The organism is Halorhodospira halochloris (assembly GCF_002356555.2).
Taxonomy (GTDB): domain Bacteria; phylum Pseudomonadota; class Gammaproteobacteria; order Nitrococcales; family Halorhodospiraceae; genus Halorhodospira; species Halorhodospira halochloris.
Genome location: NZ_AP017372.2, coordinates 264,649 through 282,019 on the forward strand (window position 1 = coordinate 264,649; position 17,371 = coordinate 282,019).

Genomic DNA, 17,371 nt, shown 5'->3' on the forward strand with positions numbered 1-17,371 from the left:
GTCAATCTCTCCCTTCATAGAGCAGTTCAGCACGGCGGTTCTCTGCCCAGGCCTCTTCGTTCGATTCGGCCACGAGGGGATCCTCCTCGCCGTAACTGACAATTTCTAGCTGATCGCGGTTGGCGCCATTGGCTACCAGTAAACGCATTACCGATTCTGCTCGGCGCTCGCCGAGGGCGAGATTGTATTCGCGCGAGCCGCGTTCATCGGTGTGGCCTTCTATCGTCATGCTGCGCTCAGGATGGTCAGCAAGGTAGGCGCCGTGAGCCTCGATCACCGGGATGAATTCATCGCGAATCTCGCTGGAGTCAAAGGCGAAATGGATACGCCTTACCGCAAGAGGATTTTCTTGCTCATCTGGATCCTCGAGCATCGCCGCGTCCAGCGGGTCATCCAAGTCTAGGCCTCGGGCTTCGGCCTCCTCACGGCGCTCTAGATCCTCCTCATCGAGTCCCTCTGCCTCGGCGGCGGGTTCACCCTCCGGCTCCTCGGCCGCGATTGGTGTCTCCTCAACCTCCTCGGTTTCAAGATCATCCTCGGGTGGTGGTTCTTCGAGCATTGCCGCACAGCCACCGAGCAAGATAGCAGTCAATGTTATGGCTAGTGCCGGCTGGTAGATTGGGTAGCGGAGGCTGTAGGGGCGTCGCTTATGAAAATCTGGCCTGTTCATGGTAAATGTTAACCTCTTGAGCCTTTTGCAGCATTGGTGGCCTTGCCGGGTTGTTGCGAGCGTAAATATTCGCGCACGATCACCATGCAGGTTCGCGCACACGCGTGTTATCCCGCTCGGTTGGAGTTAAGGGTATAACAGCTTGCCCCAGGGTCGAAGCTGTACTCAGTTTGGTCCCCTCGCGTCCTCCCGCAGTGAAGATAACCATCTCGCCATTAGGGGCGAAACTTGGGGACTCATCGGCCGGTCCGTCGCTGACAACCTGCAGCGTCTCGCTTTCCAAGTCCTTTATGGCAATGTAGAAGTCACCGTCACGCTGGTGAACCATTGCCAACTTTTCCCCATCAGGGGAGATGCTGGGTCGGGCATTATAGTTGCCTTCGAAGGTAACCCTTTCAATGTTGCCGCCATCGCTATCCATTCGGTAGATTTGCGGCCTGCCGCCGCGGTCTGATGTGAAATAAAGGCTTTCGCCATCGGGTGACCAGGCGGCTTCAGTATCTATAGCCCAATGATCGGTAAGGGCGGTTACCTCGCCGCTGCCAAGCTCGATCAGGTAGATGTTCGCAGCTCCGTCGCGCGAGAGGGTTACTGCAATGCGCTCACCATCCGGCGACCACGACGGTGCGCTGTTAATACCGCGGAAGCTGGCAAGGCGCTCCCTCTCTCCGGTTGCTATGTCCTGGACAAAGATTTCGGAGCGCCTCCCCTCGAAGGAGACGTAGGCTATCCGGTCCCTATTCGGCGACCAGGCAGGAGACAATAAAGGCTCATCTGAGCTGAGAATTGTCTGCCCGCCGTGGCCGTCTGAGTCGGCCACCACTAGACGGTATTTGCGTTCTTCGCGGTTCTCAGCGTCATCGACTGCAACGTAGGCGATGCGGGTATTATATGCCCCTTCAATGCCCGTGATGTTCTCATAAATTAGATCTGAAATGGTATGAGCGACTAGGCGCAGGTTGGCTTGTGATGCTTGAAAGCGGCGCCCTTCACTGCGCTGACCGCGAAATACATCAAGCAGCTCAAAACGCACTTCGACGCGCTCATCTCCGGCGCTGCGGATATTGCCGAGTACCAGGTAGTCCATGCCCAAGGCTCTCCAAGTGGCAAATTGTACCTGCTCAAGGCGACTTGGCTCGGCGACCATGTCTTGTTCGGGCAGCAAGTCAAAGCGGCCGCTGCGGGCTAGGTTGGTCGAAATAATCTGGGCAATTTGCACCTCATCACCAATATCTTGGCCATCGTATGCAAATGGCACTACTGCAATAGGGGTAGCCCCTTCGATACCGCCGACTATGTCGATGACTATGTCTTGTTCTTCTGCCAGGACCGCGGCAGGAACTAAAAAGATCAATAAAATCCAAGCTCGGGCGAAATTTGCCATTTTTAGCTCCGATCCGGCGCGAAACGGAAGGTGATAGTGCTCATTCTTTGCTGCAAGGCGGCCTCATCCGAGTCTGGGAAAGGCACCGGCGAGGCCCTGTGAACGGCCTGTTCTACAGAACGGTCAAAACCGCTGTCGCCGCTGCCGTCGACCACCTCAACTCTGCGTACTGTACCATCGCGGGTAAAAGAAACGCGTATGACAGCCTCGAGCCCTTCTGGGGTGCCTCGAGGCCGACTCCACGAACTCTCCACGCTGTCGGCAATGGCCCTCATATAGCGGTTCTGTAACCCTTCGAGCCGTTGCTGCTCTTCGGCCTGCTGGCGCTCTTGTTGTAAGCGTTGACGCTCGTCATCGAGCTGCTGCTGACGCTGTGCTTCGCGCTCTTGATCCATTGCCTGGCGCATCTCTTCGCGCAATCGCTCGCGTTCAGCAGCAGGATCAGGTTGTTCCTGCTCCGGTTCCGGCTCTGGCTCAGGCTCCGGTTCCGGCTCCGGTTCTGGCTCAGGCTCCGGCTCCGGTTCTGGCTCAGGCTCAGGCTCGGGCTCAGGCTCTGGCTCTGGCTCAGGCTCAGGCTCGGGCTCAGGCTCAGGCTCTGGCTCAGGCTCTGGCTCAGGCTCTGGCTCTGGTTCTGGCTCCGGCTCAGGCTCTGGCTCAGGCTCTGGTTCTGGCTCCGGTTCTGGCTCCGGCTCCGGTTCCGGCTCAGGCTCCGGTTCCGGTTCCGGTTCCGGCTCTGGCTCAGGTTCCGGCTCTGGCTCAGGCTCAGGCTCGGGTTCTGGCTCAGGCTCCGGTTCCGGCTCCGGTTCAGGTTCTGGCTCCGGTTCAGGTTCTGGCTCCGGCTCTGGCTCCGGTTCCTCCTCTACCGCGAAGGCCTGAGTGTCAACAACGCTTGCCTCAATAACCGGGCTATCCTGCTCCGGGCGTTGGAAATCTGGTGTGCGCAGGCTTATATTGGCGGCAAAAAGGAGCATAATCGCCAAATGGCCGAGCACCGAATAGAGCACAAAGCGCTGCGGACTGGCAAACAACCAGCCTAAATATGGGCGGATTCTTTCTTTGATCCCATACATATGCTCAGTCTGAGCCGGCTCCGGGGTCTGCCCCGGAGTTCGGTTCGCTCATCAAACCTACGCTCTGAACATTTGCATCGCGCAGATCAGCCATCAGGGCCACAACCTCACCGTAAGAGACGTGCTGATCGCCGCGCAATAGCACCCGTCGGCCAGGTGACTCAACCATAAGAGCGGTGATAACCTCGATAAGTTCATGGCGCTCAAGAGGTTCATCAGGGTCATCGGCCTTGTTCAGATAAGTCTGCCCTTCGGCGTCGAGGCTGACGACCAATGGCTCCTCTTGCTCTTCCTCGATAGGCTCGCTGCTTACTTGGGGGAGGTCTAAATCGACTCCGTGATATATCAGCGGAGCTGTAATCATAAAGATGACCAAAAGCACCAGCATAACGTCGATATAAGGGACGACGTTTATCTCCGACATTGGTCGGCGGCGATTGCGGCGCGCTCCCGTTGGTGTAACCCGTGCCAAGTTGCCCCCTACCTTGCCGCTGTTGCCGCGGCGTGAGTATGGCGCTCGAGAATGCTAGTAAACTCCTCGACGAAGGTTTCGTACCTGTTCGCCAGTCGTTCTGCTCGGTTGGAGTAGTGGTTATACGCCACCACCGCCGGGATGGCAGCAAAAAGCCCAAGCGCAGTTGCTATTAGGGCCTCAGCAATACCCGGGGCAACAGTAGCCAATGTCGCTTGTTGTTGTCCGGCGAGGGCACGGAATGAGTTCATGATTCCCCAAACAGTGCCGAACAGTCCAACATACGGGCTCACCGAGCCGACGGTGGCGAGAAATGGCAAATGTTGCTCGGCACCATCTATCTCGCGACTCACCGAGACGCGCATGGCCCGGTGCGCGGCCTCGACTACCGAGGCCGGAGGCGCCCCGCTTTGCTTGCGCATGCGGGAGAACTCCTGGAAGCCAGCGCGGAAGATTCGTTCCAAGCCGGCACTGCTCTCGCCTTGGCCTTCTTCGTTGATGCGCTTGTAAATCTCGGCTAGGTTGCCACCTGCCCAAAATTCCTCCTCGAAGTTTATTGCCCCCTGCTCGGCCTTTTTCAGCGAGTGGCGTTTGAAAAATATCAGCGCCCACGAAGATACAGATGCTAGCAGCAGGAGCAGCATTACAGCCTGGACAAGCAGACTGGCGTCGAGAATCAATTGGGTGACGGAAACGTCAGCGGTCATGAGGTTTAGTAGTTGCTGTGATCTTGGAGTTTAATTTAACGTCAGGATGTTACAATGACAAGTTACAGATAAACATCATCTGCTAACCTTGCGGAAATTATAGCCACGTAACCCCTAAGGGGACGCCGTAAATCCTTCCCTGAAGAACCTTTAAAGCTTCCCCCGAGCCCATCGCCATGGAACCAAAAGGCTGTCGGGTGGCTGAACTGCTTTGCTACGGGGGTGGCTCATGGGTATTGAGATGGTCAGCGAATAGGTCTGGCTGTCTATCCTCAAGCGGACCCGCCGGTTTTAATCCCATCAGGGTGTAGGTATGGGCAGTTGCGACCCGCCCCCTGGGGGTTCGCATCAGGTAGCCTTCTTGAATGAGGTACGGTTCGACAACGTCTTCAAGCGTGCCGCGTTCCTCGCCGATAGCAGTAGCCAGGTTATCAAGACCTACCGGCCCGCCGCCAAACTTGTGCACAACCGCCTCAAGGAGACGGCGATCCTGCTCGTCTAACCCGTTACGGTCGACGTCCAATAGCTCCATAGCCGAGGCAGCCACCTCAGCGCTAATTCGGCCGTCGGCGCGAACCTCGGCGAAGTCGCGCACCCTGCGCAAGAGCCGATTGGCTACTCGGGGGGTGCCGCGGGCACGTCGGGCTATCTCGTTAGCGCCCTCGCTATCTGCACCAACGCCCAGCTTCGCTGCCGAGCGCAGGACAATCTTAGCGAGTTCATGGACCGGGTAGTACGCCAGTCTCTGCACTATACCAAAGCGATCGCGCAGCGGCGAGGTTAGCAGTCCCGCGCGGGTGGTTGCGCCGACCAGAGTGAATGGTGGCAAGTCGAGCTTGATTGAGCGGGCAGCAGGCCCCTCACCGATCACTATATCTATGCGGAAATCCTCCATGGCGGGGTAAAGGACCTCCTCAACCACCGCGGAGAGCCGATGTATCTCGTCGATAAAGAGCACATCCCCCGGTTCTAAGTTGGTCAGAATGGCAGCCAGATCTCCTGGCCGATCCAGCACCGGACCCGAGGTCTGGCGTAGCTTGCTGGCCATCTCATTGGCAACTATGTGGGCCAGGGTAGTCTTGCCCAGTCCCGGGGGGCCAAACAGCAGGGTATGGTCGAGCGGTTCGGTACGGCCACGCGCGGCCTGAATAAAAATGCCCAGCTGCTCGCGGATCGTCTGCTGGCCTACATACTCGTCAAGCGAGGTGGGCCGCAGGGCGCGTTCTACGGCCTCCTCCTCGCCCCCCGTGCCAGCACCAACGATGCGCTGGGCCTGTTGTTCAGTACTGGGCGTTGGCCCGTCTGCGCTGTGCATGATCTACTCAGCCTCCGGCAGGTACGGCACGTTGCAATGCGCGGCGGAGAATCGCCTCGCAACTCATGCCTGGCTCTGCCGCGGTGCGCGCCATGCGCGCTGCCTCGCCAGGCTTGTAACCGAGGGCGACTAGCCCGTCAATTGCCTCACCGACGCTGCCACCGCTAGCACCGCCATCGTCACGCTCGCCACTAGCAGAGGAGGCACCAGTTCCCGGTGGGTTAACTGCAAAGCCACAACCTTCGAGCCGGTCGCGCAATTCGACTATGAGCCGCTCTGCGGTCTTGCGGCCCACCCCGGGCACGGCGGTTAGCCGTTTAGGGTCATCTTCATTAACGCACCTTACCAGCTCATTACCGTCGACACCGGATAGCAATGCCAAGGCCATTTTGGGTCCGACTCCAGAGACGCGAATCAAGCGGCGAAAGAGCTCTCTTTCGTTGCGTGATCGGAACCCAAACAGTGCTTGACCGTCTTCGCGCACGCTCAGATGGGTATAGATGGTGACCTCAGAACCGCTCTCGGGAAGTGACTCTAGGGTTGATAGGGGTGCGTTAACCTCATAGCCGACCCCGTTTACATCGAGCACTAGAATAGGCGGGTGCTTTTCGATCAGACGACCGTGCAATTGGGTTATCACCGTATGTCTCCTGCCGCGGCTCGTGCTATCGGTGAGTCTTTATGATGGGCATGGCAGAGGGCTGCCGCAAGTGCGTCCGCTGCATCTTCGGCGGGTTGGCAGCGCAGCCCCAGCAGGGCGCGTACCATGTAGCCTATCTGTTGCTTATCGGCGCGACCGCCGCCTACTATGGATTGCTTTATCTGCGCCGGAGTATATTCGGCGATGGTTAGCTCAGCAAGAACACAAGCGGTGATTGCTGCGCCCCGGGCGTGGCCAAGTTTTAGGGCTGTATCGGCATTACGGTGGACGAAGACGCGCTCAAGGGCTACTTCATCTGGCCGGTGGTCTTCGATTATGCCCTCAATCCCCCGATGTATCTCGCCGAGTCGAGCGGCTAGGCTGGAGTTGCGCTGCAGGCGCAGGGTGCCCTGAGTTACCAGACTACACTGGGCATAGTTATCAATAACGCCATAGCCGGTGACGCGTGAGCCTGGATCAATGCCGAGGATGCGGGGCATCTGGGAACTACCGCCTGAGTCGTACGACTAAAGCCGTGGAGATGCCCGCGATCCCTTCCCTAGGGGTTTTAGAGGCTCTCATAGGCTTGCTCAGGAATATCCGCATTGGTGTAGACGTGTTGCACATCGTCCAGGTCCTCAAGCCGGTCGATCAGCTTGGCGTTCTTGATAGCGTCCTCGCCCTCAACCTGTACGGTTATGTCTGGGCGTTGGGTGACATCGGCTTCCGCCGGGTGGAGCTCGGCGGCAAGCAACGCGTCCCGTACTTGGCGGTAACTATCGGGGGATGTTATTACCTCGGTCGAGCCGTCGTCGTTTTCAATCATATCTTCAGCACCGGCCTCAAGCGCTACCTCGAGAATGCCCTCGCGGTCACTCTTCGGTGGGAATAGCAACACACCTCGCTCTTGAAACAGGTAGGCAACCGAATTATCGGTGCCGAGTTTGCCGCTATGCTTGCTAAACGCGTGGCGCACCTCGGAGACTGTGCGGTTGCGATTATCGGTCATACAGTCGACCATTATGGCTGTGCCACCTGGGCCATAGCCCTCGTAGCGTAGCTCTTCGTAGTTGCCGACCTCCTCCAGGCCTGCCCCTTTTTTTACGGCGGCATCGGCGCGGTCTTTGGGCAGGTTGACAGCAAAGGCACGATCAAGGGCTAGGCGCAATCGGGCGTTGGTATCAGGGTCGGGCCCGCCGAGGCGAGCAGCCACGGTGATCTCACGGATATGCTTGGTGAATATCTTAGCCCGCTTGGCGTCCTGCGCCGCCTTGCGATGCTTTATATTAGCCCACTTACTGTGTCCGGCCATGGTTCTTAATTTAACCTTTCAGCCCAAATCTATAACTGCTCAGGATATCATGAAAAGCGATTTGGCAACCAAGAGAGAGCTACGACAAGCTCTGCTGCCCCCTGGGCTAACCCAGGGGTTGACCCGCGGTTTGACCTATGGGTTGACCCAGGCGTTTAGTCAGCGGCGAGCCTCTCACAACCATTCGTGCTCCGCGACCCTCAACTGTGCAGGAACGGTAAAGTGACCGTGTCAGCGACCTTAGATTATCAGGCTATGCCCTACATCGCTGAGCCGGGGGCCGCGCTGCATGCTCTAGGCGGGGAGCAGTGGTCGGCATGGCTTGACTCAGGCCACCCTGGGCAGGGTAGCGGACGCTTCGACATCCTAGTCGCGCGCCCCGCCGCCACTCTGGTTATGAGCGGCGGCGTTACCCGGCTGGCTCGAGGTTCAGCGGTTCGCTACGCCTCCGGCAACCCGCTGGAGCATCTAGATGAGTTGCTCAGTGAGTTTGGTGAGGTTACCAGCGATCCTGACTTGCCCTTCGTCGGCGGTGCGCTGGGGTATTTCACCTACGATCTAGGTCGCCGGCTGCTGGGGATTGGTGCCGGTCAGGGAGAACAGGGCCGCCCTGAAATGGCGGTTGGCATATACGAGTGCGCCATAGTCACGGATCACTTAAGGCGATATTCGGTTGCTGTCGGCAGAAGGCTTGACCACGATTGGCTGGCGCTCGTGCGGGATAGGCTGGGCGAATACTCTAGCTTGAGTAGTCGGGAGGGCACCGAGTGCCAGGGCTATCAGCCTTTTCGGCTGGAGGGCGAGGTCCTCGTTGAGCCGACCGCGCAAGCTTATGCGGAGCAGTTTAGACGGGTGCAGGAGTATCTTCACGCCGGCGACTGTTATCAGGTCAATCTAGCCCGCAGGTTTACTGCGCCTTTCAGTGGCGACCCGCAAAGCGCCTATCTGGCTCTGCGCGCTTGTTCCCCAGCCCCTTTTGCGGCTTGGATGCGCTCGCCGCGTTCAGACCTGTTGAGCTTTTCCCCGGAGCGGTTCTTGAGTGTTGATGCCCAGCGCCGGGTGGTCACTGAGCCGATCAAAGGGACGCGCCCACGGGGGATAAATCGCGAGCAGGATCAGGACTACATCAGTGAGCTCAGCTGCAGCAGCAAGGATAGGGCTGAGAATGTCATGATCGTCGATTTGCTGCGCAATGACCTAGGCAAAGGGTGTAAGTTCGGCACCGTTAAAACAACCGAGCTGTGCCAGGTACATAGCTACGCCAGCGTTCACCATTTAGTTAGCCGGATAACAGGTCAGTTGGGCGCAGGTTACACGCCGCTCGCTTTGCTGCACGACTGTCTGCCCGGGGGTTCAATAACAGGTGCGCCTAAGCGGCGGGCCATGGAGATAATCGATGAACTGGAGCCGGGGCCGCGTAGGGTCTACTGCGGCTCAATCGGCTACATCGGCTTTGATGGCCGGATGGATAGCAACATAGCCATCCGTACCGCAATATGTGAGCGGGGACAGGTAACCTATTGGGCGGGTGGCGGCGTGGTTGTCGATTCGACGCTCGATGCCGAGCTGCAGGAGACAGTGGATAAAGCCTATGCCTTCTTGCGTTTGGCTCAGTCCAGCGAGGATAAAAAACGGAATGCATAGGCGGCCTCTAAAACTTCGCCGGCGCCACCATCCGCCCCGGTGTGGAGGACGCCGTGAATCCATCCCTGGAGGCTTCATGGCGCCATCCCTGGCGCCAAGACCTCCACACCGGGGCGGACGGTGGCGCCGGCGAAGTTTTAGAGGTTCCCCATAGCGAGCGAAAAAACTCGCCCTATTTTAGTCGTCACTTTGGGCAAGCAGTTCAGCAAAGGCTGCCAAGGACTCTTCCTCGGCGGCACAGGATTTGGCGATCCTTTGGAGCAGGGCCTGATCCGGGTGCAGGGTAGTATCTATCTGACTGGCATCGTAGCCGTTCTTGAGCCACTCATGAGTGAAGTGGACAACCGCGACGAGTTCGGCATGGGGGCCGGCATAGCCGGGGCTGTGGCTGTTGGCGGCGACGGCGATGATCGGTTCGGGTAGCCCCCACTCACGTAATAGAATTCCCCCGGCGTCGGAGTAGTCGCTGCCTAAGGCTTGATAAATCAAATGCGACAGCGATGTCTCAGGTTTTTGGTTGTGTTCGGCAAGCGCTTGATTGAGGATGGAGGGGAAGGTGTGCACTAGCAGAGGTAGACCTATGCTGTGCAGCATACCACCGAGATAGGCGGCGTCGGTGCTGTATCCCGGGCAGTAGTGGGGTGCTAGGCGGGCGGCGGCAAAGGCGGTAGAAATCGCATCGAGCCAATACCGCTGCAGGTGAAACTCCGGGCAATTCTTGGTGTTGAACAGTTTGTTCAGGATTAAGGAGGTCGCAAGAACACGGACACGGTTCATGCCTATGCGCATGATAGCGCTCTCCAGCGAGTAGACTGTCTCGCGGCGGGTGAAGAATGCATAATTGGCGACCGCCACGACCCGAGCTGACAGCCCCGGCTCGCGTGAGAGGGTCTCGGCTACGTGGGATATGTCGACATCATTGGAGCTAGTGCTGACAATAATGTCGTGAGCTACATAGGGCAAAGCTGGCAGGATTTGCCCTGAGCTAAGCTGTGTTTCAAGGGTTTTTTGAGCATTCTTATCGGACATTTGAATAGCCGCCGTTAGGGAGAGTTGTCTTTAATCAAAAAAACCATGTGGTTGATTGTGTTTTGCCGGAGAAGCCCCAATTAGTGCTGCAACTTGACATAACATATCGGCCAACCTAACGTGCTTATGCCTTGCTCGGAGTGTCAAGCTATGACTGAATCGCGAATTATCAAAAAATACCCTAACCGTCGGCTATACGATACAGCAATATCGAGCTATATCACCTTAGCAGACGTCAAGAATCTTGTTCTTGACGGGGTCGAGTTCCAGGTTGTCGATGCCAAGACCCGTGAGGATCTTACTCGTACCATCTTACTGCAAATTATCAGTGAAGAAGAGGAAGGGGGGGAGCCGATCTTCTCCAGTCAACTGCTCGCTCAGTTGATCCGCTCCTATGGCGGTAATATGCAGAACATGCTGACTAATTACTTGGAAAAAAGCCTGGAGCTGTGGGCCGATCAACAGCGTGTATTCCACGAGCGCACCCGCGAGCTAATCGACCACAACCCGGTCAACCTGATGACTCAAATAGCCGAACGCAATTTACAGATGTGGCGCCAGATGGGTGGATTCGAGTCGTGGGAGTCTTGGGGCGGGGGCTCAGGTTCGGCTGGCTCAGCGAAATCTGATGGCAATGGCAGCAACAGCAGCACCGGCGAGCCGAGCGCTGGAGGTGCTTCTGGCTCCGGCCAGAGCGCTGGCAAGAGCGGTAAGAGGGCTGGCAATGCGCGGCAGTCTGGTAGCGAGCAGCGTTCTAAAGGCAGTAGTAACTCATAGCTGTGGGGTTTTCTTGGAGTGTCGAGTGCGGGAGTGGGGCAGTAAGAGAGTTCCTGAGGCTACCCGATAGGTTTCTGTGCAGTCTTTTGTGCGCTTATCAGGGAGCCAATCGAAAAGCGTTGACAGATACTGCAGCACAGGCTGGCTGCTGATCGCTGTTACAACGTACAATCCGGGCCTGTGCCCAGCCACTTGGTTAGGGGCTTATCCCTAAAGTTGAATAGAGAGGTAATAGTTATGACAGGTCGAGTTGCCTTAGTGACCGGAGGTAATGGGGGGATCGGGACTCCCGTATGTATCGCTTTAGCCAGTGCAGGTTATCGCGTCGTAACCACCTGCATGGATGCCGAGGCCGAGAATATAACCGACTGGCAGGCTCAGTTGCGTAAAGAGGGGCATGAGGTCGGCTACGTTGAGTGCAATGTCGCTGACTATGAGTCCTGCCAGCGGATGGCTGCCGAGGTTGAGCGTGAGCACGGCCCGGTGGATGTGCTGGTCAATCTTGCCGGTATAACCCGCGATGGTTTTCTGCACAAGATGGCTGCCGAAGACTGGAGCGCTGTCATTAAGGTCAACTTGGATAGCGTCTTTAACGTTACCCGCCAGTTTGTCACTGGTATGCGCGAGCGTGGCTTCGGCCGGATCGTCAACGTTTCCTCAGTTAATGGCCAGACGGGACAGTTTGGTCAGTCTAACTACTCGGCGTCCAAGGCGGGTATGCACGGGTTCACCATGGCACTGGCCAAAGAGGGCGCCCGCAAAGGCGTCACGGCGAATACCGTCTCGCCCGGTTATGTTGAGACAAGCATGACTGCCGCGATTGCCGACGAAGTCCGCCAGCAGATCATCGCTCAGGTTCCCGCAGGGCGGATGGCTAAGCCCGAAGAGATTGCTCGTGTCATCGTCTTCTTGGCCGCCGATGAGTCGGCCTATATAAATGGGGCCAATATCCCGGTTAACGGGGCGCAGTTTTGTAGCTTCTAGTTCACTCGTCATTGCAGATAGGCGGTTTCTAGGCCCCTTCTGTCGTCTTACATGCGGCTCGGCAGGGGGTCGTGGCGCCCAGATGGGTGTCATGCCACTCCCTGGCGGGCGCCATCTAGGCAGTCGGCCTAACGAGCAGAGGTGCTAGCTTAGAAGTTGCATTGCGAGTTCGTGGCTGCGAGCAAAAAACTGATTGACACTAAAACATGAATCGGCTATCATGCTGCACAGCAGCAATTAAAGACAAAAACAAAGGGAGCGCGGGCTCCCTTTGGAAGTGCACTCAGCCGGTTGCTTTGGCGAGTGCTAGCGAAGAGTTTTTATTATTTGTGACTGATCTCCTCCTGGCGGCGCTTCCCTACTTTGGGGAAGCCGATCGTCGCCAAGCTTAGCCCCCTCTCCTGAGGGGGTTCTTTTTTTGTGTAATCCATAGCGCTTGCGGAGCGATCCCGCTCAAGCACAAGGTCAGGCATTTTCGCTGCAAAGGTCGCCTTATGCAAGCAGATCCTGTGCTGCGCTGCACCAGCAGGCCTCATTTCCGTGTGGCAGCAAACCAGCTTAATGCCTGTGGCACTAGCTCGCTCTGCGCTCGGCGGCTTATGAAAACACCAAGATGCCCCCCCGCAAAGCATATCTCCTGGTAGTTGGCGCTAGCGATATGCTTGCCAAGCGCCTGTGCAGCTGCAGGCGGTACCAAATGGTCGTGTTCAGCATAAATGTTAAGGATTGGGCAGCTGACCTTATCAAGCTCTATAGTCTTGCCACACAGGCGTAAAGTGCCTTGGGTAAGCGCATTGCGCTGGTAAAAGTCGGTAGCAAACTGGGCTAGCGCTCTGGCAGGCTGATTCGGGCTGTCGTACATCCAGCGCTCCAGGCGGACAAAGTCTTCAACTGCCTGGGGGTTATCAGCAATCTCGGGGAAATCTAAATAGCGTTGCCCAAGCAAGCGATAGGGTTTAAGGGCTATAAATACGGCATTGAGCCAATGAGCACTGACATTGCCAAGGGTGTTGATGATGCGTTCAAAGTCAATTTGCTGGACGAGACGGCTAAGTTGATCACCTGGAGTGTGAAAGTCTACCGGTGTAACAAGATTAACGATCCTGTTGACGAGGTGCGCGTGGGTTGATGCTAGGCAGAGGGCCAGCGTACCCCCTTGGCATATGCCCAATATGTTGGGGGGATGGCCGGCGTGCCTATCTCGAACACACTGAGCTGCGCCGCCAATGGAGTGCTCAAGGTGGTCATCGAGGCTAAGAAAGCGATCAGCACCGCACGGCTCTTGCCAATCGGTTAGGTAAACAGGGTGGCCCGCCTCAAGCAGGGGGCGTAGCCATGAACGTTGAGCGGTCAAATCGAGAATGGATGGGCGGTTGACCATTGAGTAGATAATCAGCACCGGGGTTGAGCGCTCCTGCTCAGGGGTAAATACCCGCAGCTGGAGGCGATTGCCGATTGTTATGCGCTGATCTGGCGTGCTAGCCCCAGCACTTGCAGTATCTTTGGCCTGTGCCTCATGGGCTTGTTCAAGAGCCCTGATCAGCCGCTGATGCCACGCTTGTATCTCTTGCTGGGCTTGATCTGGGGCTATCATTGGGTGGTTTTTTGGTTCGCTCCGGTATCGCGTAACTGCGCTACTTCGGCGCGCAGTTCTACTACCTCCTGGCGCAGCTGCTCTAACTCGCCGCTGAGGTGACTGGCTGCCGGGCAGAGTCCGCTATAACTATCCGGGTGCTGAGAGCAGCGCGCTGTCTGAGAATCCGGGAATCCCTGCTCAGTCGGTGGGGGTCGCTGGTGGATTTTCTCTAACTCATACACACGGCGCTGCGTATCGATGAAATCGGTGCGGTTGGGCAAATCGATGGAACGCAGCCCGCTATCGAGGATCTGTTGGTATTGGGCAATCAACTCGGTGCCGGCGTGGGTAAGCTCGGTAAAGGCAGCGCACCATTGCTCGGAGCTGAGGGTCTGCTCATAGGCGCGTTCACTCTCATTGAGCCATAGCTCATAGAGTTCGCGCAGACTCTTGGGCATCTCGTCCGAGCCAGTCGAGCATGCCTTTGAAAGGCGTGTGTAAAAGTTCTGCATGCCCTGGTAGGTGCTTGCCTGGAGCAGTTCAGTGCAGCGTGCTTGGGCGCGGGTGTAGCGCTCAACTGCCTGGCTTAGGGCAAGCGAATCCTGTTGGGGGCATTGTAGGGGGCCGAGTCGGGTTAAGGTTTCAAGCCATGAGGTTAGGCTGGTGCCATCAAGCAAGGCGCTGATTTGATCCGGGGCGGTGTGGCCGGCGCTAAGCAGCGCGCTCAGGGATTGGTCGACATGCTCCTGGAGTTGCTCGCAGGCCCTTGATATTGCTGCCTCACGTTGCTCGACCGGGAGTGAAAGAGCCTGCCACAGTTCAGCCAACGCCTCAAGTGCAGCGGCCCAGTCAGCTTTCTCATTGCTATGACTGCTCGGGCTGTTCATTCTCTCTAACCTGCTACTCAGCTGCTTACGGCGGTTTGCCGGGAGTGGCGCTCGAGGCTGCTATGTGGCGTTGCGCTAGACTCAACGCGCGGAGTGACGCTCCTGCCATTGTTCGTAGAGGGCGCTTGCCCTGGCCTGGTGGTAGCGGTCGTCGTCGAGTCGTATGGCGTTTTCGAGCTGCGCTAGCGCCATGTTTATATCCCCGCGCAAATGGTGATAACGCGCATACGCTATATGACTCTCGGCCTGATTACCACTCTCGTGGGCTGCTTCAGCATACAGGCGCATCAAGTCGGCAGTAATATTATGACTTTGGCGGGTGGCGCGGGAAAGCATGCGGCGGGCCTGCTCGGCTTGATCGATGGCCAATAAGGTCTCCGCATGGCGGAAAATGACAGCCCTGTTGCCAGGGTAAAGGGATGAGGCATCCTGGTAAATTGCCAGTGCTTCTTGGTGCTGATCTGCTTTGCGGTGGATCTCGGCGCGTCCGAGCAACACATAGAGCCTCTCACCATCGATCTGCTGGAGGTTGTTCAGCAAGGCTAAGGCCTGCTCATAGTCGCGCCGTTCGTAGGCGATGGCCAAGGCCAGGCCATAAAGTGCACCGGCGCGCGCACTAGGGTCGTGCACCTCGTGGAGGCGATCGGCCATGCGTGCCGTGGCGCTAATGCGCCCATCCAGGTTGGCCAGCACCTCAAGGCGAGCGCGGATAAAGGGGTGATGGCCGCTCTCAAAAACATCACCACCCTCAAGTCGCTCCGCTATGCTGCGCGCCTCGCTCATCCGCGCCTCGGTCAGGGGGTGGGTACGCAGGTACTCGGGGACCTCCTCAGCGTGGCGAGAAAACTCGGCTAAGCGTTCGAAGAAGACCGGCATGCCGTGAGGATCGAGGTTCGCCGCGGCCAGGTTACGGATGCCAATCCGATCGGCCTCGCGTTCATGTTGCCGGGAGTGGCCTAGTTGTTGCTGGATCGGGGCAGCTATACCGGCCATGGCTGCTGCCGTTCCGGCCTGCGGGTTGTGTGCACCGATGATGATGGCGGCTAGGATTGATGCCGCCGTTTGCAGATTGAGGCGTTGCGATTGAGCAAATTGGCGGGCGATATGCCGTTCCGAGACGTGGGCTATTTCGTGCGCTAGCACGCCGGCCAACTCGCTCTCCGATTCGGTTTTGCGAATCAGCCCGGAATGGACCCCAATGTGGCCCCCGGGCAAGGCGAAGGCATTGATCTGCTCATCCTCGACGACAAAGAACTGGTAGCCAAAATCGGGAGCATTGCTGTGAGCAGCCAAGCGCTGCCCTAGGTCGTGAATGTATTGGTTGATCTCGACATCGTTGTGCAGCTTCATGTGGCTGCGCACCTTGCGCATTATTTCGCTACCGAGTTCGCGCTCTTTATGGATGGGCAGCGTATCTCCACCCGGAGGCCCCAAATCGGGGAGCCTGATCTGCTCGGCTAAGGCACTGGGCTGCGCGGCCAGCGCGATGAGGATAGCGCATGCTAAGCTGCCGGCGGCACGGCAGAGTATTGCGGGCAATGTGCGTGACCGTGGTCTTGGTTTAGAGCTTATGCATTGGATCATTGCTGGGTAAGTTGCATAATTTCGGTGTCGCTGTACTGTAGGTTGGTATAGGCGCCATCAACAACGGCTGCACAGGGAGACTTGCCGGCCTTTTTTGGCAACATCCCTAGGCGTTTGACCGTAGCACAGGTTAGCCGGTTTCACCTTATCATTAGAGCGCTTGAACTGGAGGGCCATAGCGTGGATCTGATCAGGAACTGGGTTCGTAGGACAATGGACGACCCACAGATCGCGGCTTTCATAATCCTGCTTGTAGCCGGGCTGCTGGTGCTCATTACCCTGGGTGGGTTGTTGGCTCCGGTTATAGCGGCGCTGGTCATCGCTTATCTTCTCGAAGGATTGGTGCGTACCTTTGAGAAGTTTGGCGTGCCACGGCTATTGGCAGTCACAGTGGTTATACTCTTTTTAACGGCCTTTCTAGTGCTGGTGCTGTTTGCCCTTATACCTATGTTATATAGGCAGGTAGCGCAGTTGGTTGATCAACTGCCTGCCATACTTACCCAGGGGCAGATGCTGTTACTGCAGCTGCCCGAGCACTATCCGCAGCTCTTCTCCGAATCACAGATCCGCGAGATGCTTGATGCGGCAAGGCGCGAGATAACCGACTGGGGTCAACGCGTGGTGGCATCTGTCACAGTTCAGTCGCTCTTTATCCTCGGTACTCTGGCTATATATGCGGTGCTGGTGCCGTTCCTGGTATTTTTCTTCTTGAAGGATAAGCGCAAGTTGCTCGATTGGCTGAGCAACCACATGCCGCGTCACCGTGCCCTTGCCTATGAGGTCTGGGGCGAGGTCGATCTGCAGATCGGCAACTATGTCCGGGGCAAGATCATTGAGATCCTCATTGTTTGGGCGGTGACTTATGTGACTTTCTCACTACTTGGCCTACAGTTCGCCATGCTGCTCGCTGTAGCAACCGGTCTGTCAGTAATAATCCCTTACATAGGCGCCTTTGCGATAACAGTCCCGGTGGCGCTGATCGCTTATTTTCAGTTTGGTTTGTCCGAGCAGTTCCTCTACGTCATCCTCGCCTACCTGGTAATCCAGGTGCTCGATGGCAACGTCCTGGTACCGATCCTCTTCTCCGAGGCGGTCAATATCCACCCGGTGGCAATCATAATCTCCATCCTGGTATTTGGCGGTATATGGGGTTTTTGGGGCGTCTTTTTCGCCATTCCATTGGCAACCTTCATTCAGGCAGTGATCAAGGCCTGGACACGGCGCCGATCGCCGGCATCTGAGTCGCCGCCGCTAGAGGGGGGCGAAGATTCTTCCTCTGCGGGGTCCGTGCAAACCAGTTGAGGGCTGTTTGATAGGGCG

General features: G+C 57.3%; 17 protein-coding genes. 4 read left to right on the plus strand and 13 right to left on the minus strand.

Translation table 11 applies throughout. The annotated features are described in order from the left end of the window. Position 1 precedes the first annotated feature (1 nt). The 9 genes from pal to HH1059_RS01210 all read right to left on the minus strand — a co-directional run bounded on the left by pal (position 2) and on the right by HH1059_RS01210 (position 7,570). Entirely contained in the window at positions 2–670 is a 669-nt protein-coding gene (pal, locus tag HH1059_RS01170; protein ID WP_231901979.1) for a peptidoglycan-associated lipoprotein Pal, read from the minus strand. Between the two features lie 79 nt (positions 671–749). Further along, positions 750–2,054 (minus strand): Tol-Pal system beta propeller repeat protein TolB, encoded by a 1,305-nt coding sequence (gene tolB, locus HH1059_RS01175; RefSeq protein ID WP_096407370.1) that lies wholly within the window; start codon positions 2,052–2,054, stop codon positions 750–752. Between the two features lie 2 nt (positions 2,055–2,056). Further along, on the minus strand, positions 2,057–3,124 hold the full coding sequence (locus HH1059_RS01180) for an energy transducer TonB (protein ID WP_179948767.1): 1,068 nt from the start codon (positions 3,122–3,124) through the stop codon (positions 2,057–2,059). 4 nt (positions 3,125–3,128) lie between these two features. Further along, positions 3,129–3,596 carry a protein TolR gene (gene tolR, locus HH1059_RS01185; protein ID WP_420797759.1) on the minus strand — a complete coding sequence of 156 codons (468 nt, stop codon included), beginning with the start codon at positions 3,594–3,596 and terminating at the stop codon, positions 3,129–3,131. A gap of 8 nt (positions 3,597–3,604) precedes the next feature. Further along, positions 3,605–4,303 (minus strand): protein TolQ, encoded by a 699-nt coding sequence (gene tolQ, locus HH1059_RS01190; RefSeq protein ID WP_096407375.1) that lies wholly within the window; start codon positions 4,301–4,303, stop codon positions 3,605–3,607. Between the two features lie 214 nt (positions 4,304–4,517). Next, the gene (gene ruvB, locus HH1059_RS01195; protein ID WP_096407378.1) at positions 4,518–5,618 is read right to left on the minus strand and encodes a Holliday junction branch migration DNA helicase RuvB; all 1,101 of its coding nucleotides are present in this window, start codon (positions 5,616–5,618) and stop codon (positions 4,518–4,520) included. Positions 5,619–5,625: 7 nt separating this feature from the next. Next, positions 5,626–6,258, minus strand: coding sequence for a Holliday junction branch migration protein RuvA (ruvA, locus tag HH1059_RS01200; RefSeq protein WP_096407380.1), 633 nt, complete (start codon positions 6,256–6,258; stop codon positions 5,626–5,628). Continuing rightward, positions 6,255–6,758: a crossover junction endodeoxyribonuclease RuvC gene (gene ruvC / locus HH1059_RS01205; RefSeq protein ID WP_096407383.1), complete on the minus strand. Its 504-nt coding sequence runs from the start codon at positions 6,756–6,758 to the stop codon at positions 6,255–6,257. The genes ruvA and ruvC overlap by 4 nt, the downstream gene beginning before the upstream one ends. A 68-nt stretch (positions 6,759–6,826) precedes the next feature. Further along, positions 6,827–7,570 carry a YebC/PmpR family DNA-binding transcriptional regulator gene (locus HH1059_RS01210; RefSeq protein WP_096407385.1) on the minus strand — a complete coding sequence of 248 codons (744 nt, stop codon included), beginning with the start codon at positions 7,568–7,570 and terminating at the stop codon, positions 6,827–6,829. Positions 7,571–7,798: 228 nt separating this feature from the next. On the opposite strand from HH1059_RS01210, the gene pabB reads away from it, so the two are divergent. After that, positions 7,799–9,214, plus strand: coding sequence for an aminodeoxychorismate synthase component I (gene pabB, locus HH1059_RS01215; protein ID WP_231901980.1), 1,416 nt, complete (start codon positions 7,799–7,801; stop codon positions 9,212–9,214). Between the two features lie 177 nt (positions 9,215–9,391). On the opposite strand, the gene HH1059_RS01220 is transcribed toward pabB, so the two are convergent. Then, the gene (locus HH1059_RS01220; RefSeq protein ID WP_096407387.1) at positions 9,392–10,243 is read right to left on the minus strand and encodes an HDOD domain-containing protein; all 852 of its coding nucleotides are present in this window, start codon (positions 10,241–10,243) and stop codon (positions 9,392–9,394) included. Between the two features lie 150 nt (positions 10,244–10,393). Between HH1059_RS01220 and phaR the strand changes: the two genes are divergently transcribed. After that, complete coding sequence (gene phaR / locus HH1059_RS01225) at positions 10,394–11,020, plus strand: polyhydroxyalkanoate synthesis repressor PhaR (protein ID WP_231901981.1); 627 nt, start codon at positions 10,394–10,396, stop codon at positions 11,018–11,020. Positions 11,021–11,257: 237 nt separating this feature from the next. Continuing rightward, positions 11,258–12,004 (plus strand): acetoacetyl-CoA reductase, encoded by a 747-nt coding sequence (gene phbB / locus HH1059_RS01230; RefSeq protein ID WP_096407389.1) that lies wholly within the window; start codon positions 11,258–11,260, stop codon positions 12,002–12,004. A 532-nt stretch (positions 12,005–12,536) separates the two neighbouring features. Here phbB and HH1059_RS01240 read toward each other — a convergent pair. The 3 genes from HH1059_RS01240 to HH1059_RS01250 form a co-directional block, all read right to left on the minus strand. Next, complete coding sequence (locus tag HH1059_RS01240) at positions 12,537–13,598, minus strand: alpha/beta fold hydrolase (protein ID WP_096407394.1); 1,062 nt, start codon at positions 13,596–13,598, stop codon at positions 12,537–12,539. Beyond that, positions 13,595–14,467, minus strand: coding sequence for a poly(R)-hydroxyalkanoic acid synthase subunit PhaE (locus tag HH1059_RS01245; protein WP_096407397.1), 873 nt, complete (start codon positions 14,465–14,467; stop codon positions 13,595–13,597). Before HH1059_RS01245 ends, HH1059_RS01240 begins: the two co-directional genes overlap by 4 nt. Before the next feature lie 81 nt (positions 14,468–14,548). Further along, positions 14,549–16,006, minus strand: a complete 1,458-nt coding sequence (locus tag HH1059_RS01250; protein ID WP_162549273.1) for a M48 family metalloprotease — start codon at positions 16,004–16,006, stop codon at positions 14,549–14,551. 258 nt (positions 16,007–16,264) lie between these two features. Here HH1059_RS01250 and HH1059_RS01255 point away from each other — a divergent pair, with 258 nt between their 5' ends. Beyond that, complete coding sequence (locus tag HH1059_RS01255) at positions 16,265–17,353, plus strand: AI-2E family transporter (protein ID WP_096407402.1); 1,089 nt, start codon at positions 16,265–16,267, stop codon at positions 17,351–17,353. Positions 17,354–17,371 lie beyond the last annotated feature (18 nt).

What these genes read in the sequence shown, in the direction of transcription:
- HH1059_RS01180 (WP_179948767.1), bottom strand. Translation starts at nt 3,124, where the DNA reads ATGTATGGGATCAAAGAAAGAATCCGCCCATATTTAGGCTGGTTGTTT.
- ruvB (WP_096407378.1), bottom strand. Translation starts at nt 5,618, where the DNA reads ATGCACAGCGCAGACGGGCCAACGCCCAGTACTGAACAACAGGCCCAG.
- tolB (WP_096407370.1), bottom strand. Translation starts at nt 2,054, where the DNA reads ATGGCAAATTTCGCCCGAGCTTGGATTTTATTGATCTTTTTAGTTCCT.
- tolQ (WP_096407375.1), bottom strand. Translation starts at nt 4,303, where the DNA reads ATGACCGCTGACGTTTCCGTCACCCAATTGATTCTCGACGCCAGTCTG.
- HH1059_RS01220 (WP_096407387.1), bottom strand. Translation starts at nt 10,243, where the DNA reads ATGTCCGATAAGAATGCTCAAAAAACCCTTGAAACACAGCTTAGCTCA.
- HH1059_RS01255 (WP_096407402.1), top strand. Translation starts at nt 16,265, where the DNA reads ATGGACGACCCACAGATCGCGGCTTTCATAATCCTGCTTGTAGCCGGG.
- pal (WP_231901979.1), bottom strand. Translation starts at nt 670, where the DNA reads ATGAACAGGCCAGATTTTCATAAGCGACGCCCCTACAGCCTCCGCTAC.
- phbB (WP_096407389.1), top strand. Translation starts at nt 11,258, where the DNA reads ATGACAGGTCGAGTTGCCTTAGTGACCGGAGGTAATGGGGGGATCGGG.
- HH1059_RS01240 (WP_096407394.1), bottom strand. Translation starts at nt 13,598, where the DNA reads ATGATAGCCCCAGATCAAGCCCAGCAAGAGATACAAGCGTGGCATCAG.
- HH1059_RS01210 (WP_096407385.1), bottom strand. Translation starts at nt 7,570, where the DNA reads ATGGCCGGACACAGTAAGTGGGCTAATATAAAGCATCGCAAGGCGGCG.
- ruvC (WP_096407383.1), bottom strand. Translation starts at nt 6,758, where the DNA reads ATGCCCCGCATCCTCGGCATTGATCCAGGCTCACGCGTCACCGGCTAT.
- phaR (WP_231901981.1), top strand. Translation starts at nt 10,394, where the DNA reads ATGACTGAATCGCGAATTATCAAAAAATACCCTAACCGTCGGCTATAC.
- HH1059_RS01245 (WP_096407397.1), bottom strand. Translation starts at nt 14,467, where the DNA reads ATGAACAGCCCGAGCAGTCATAGCAATGAGAAAGCTGACTGGGCCGCT.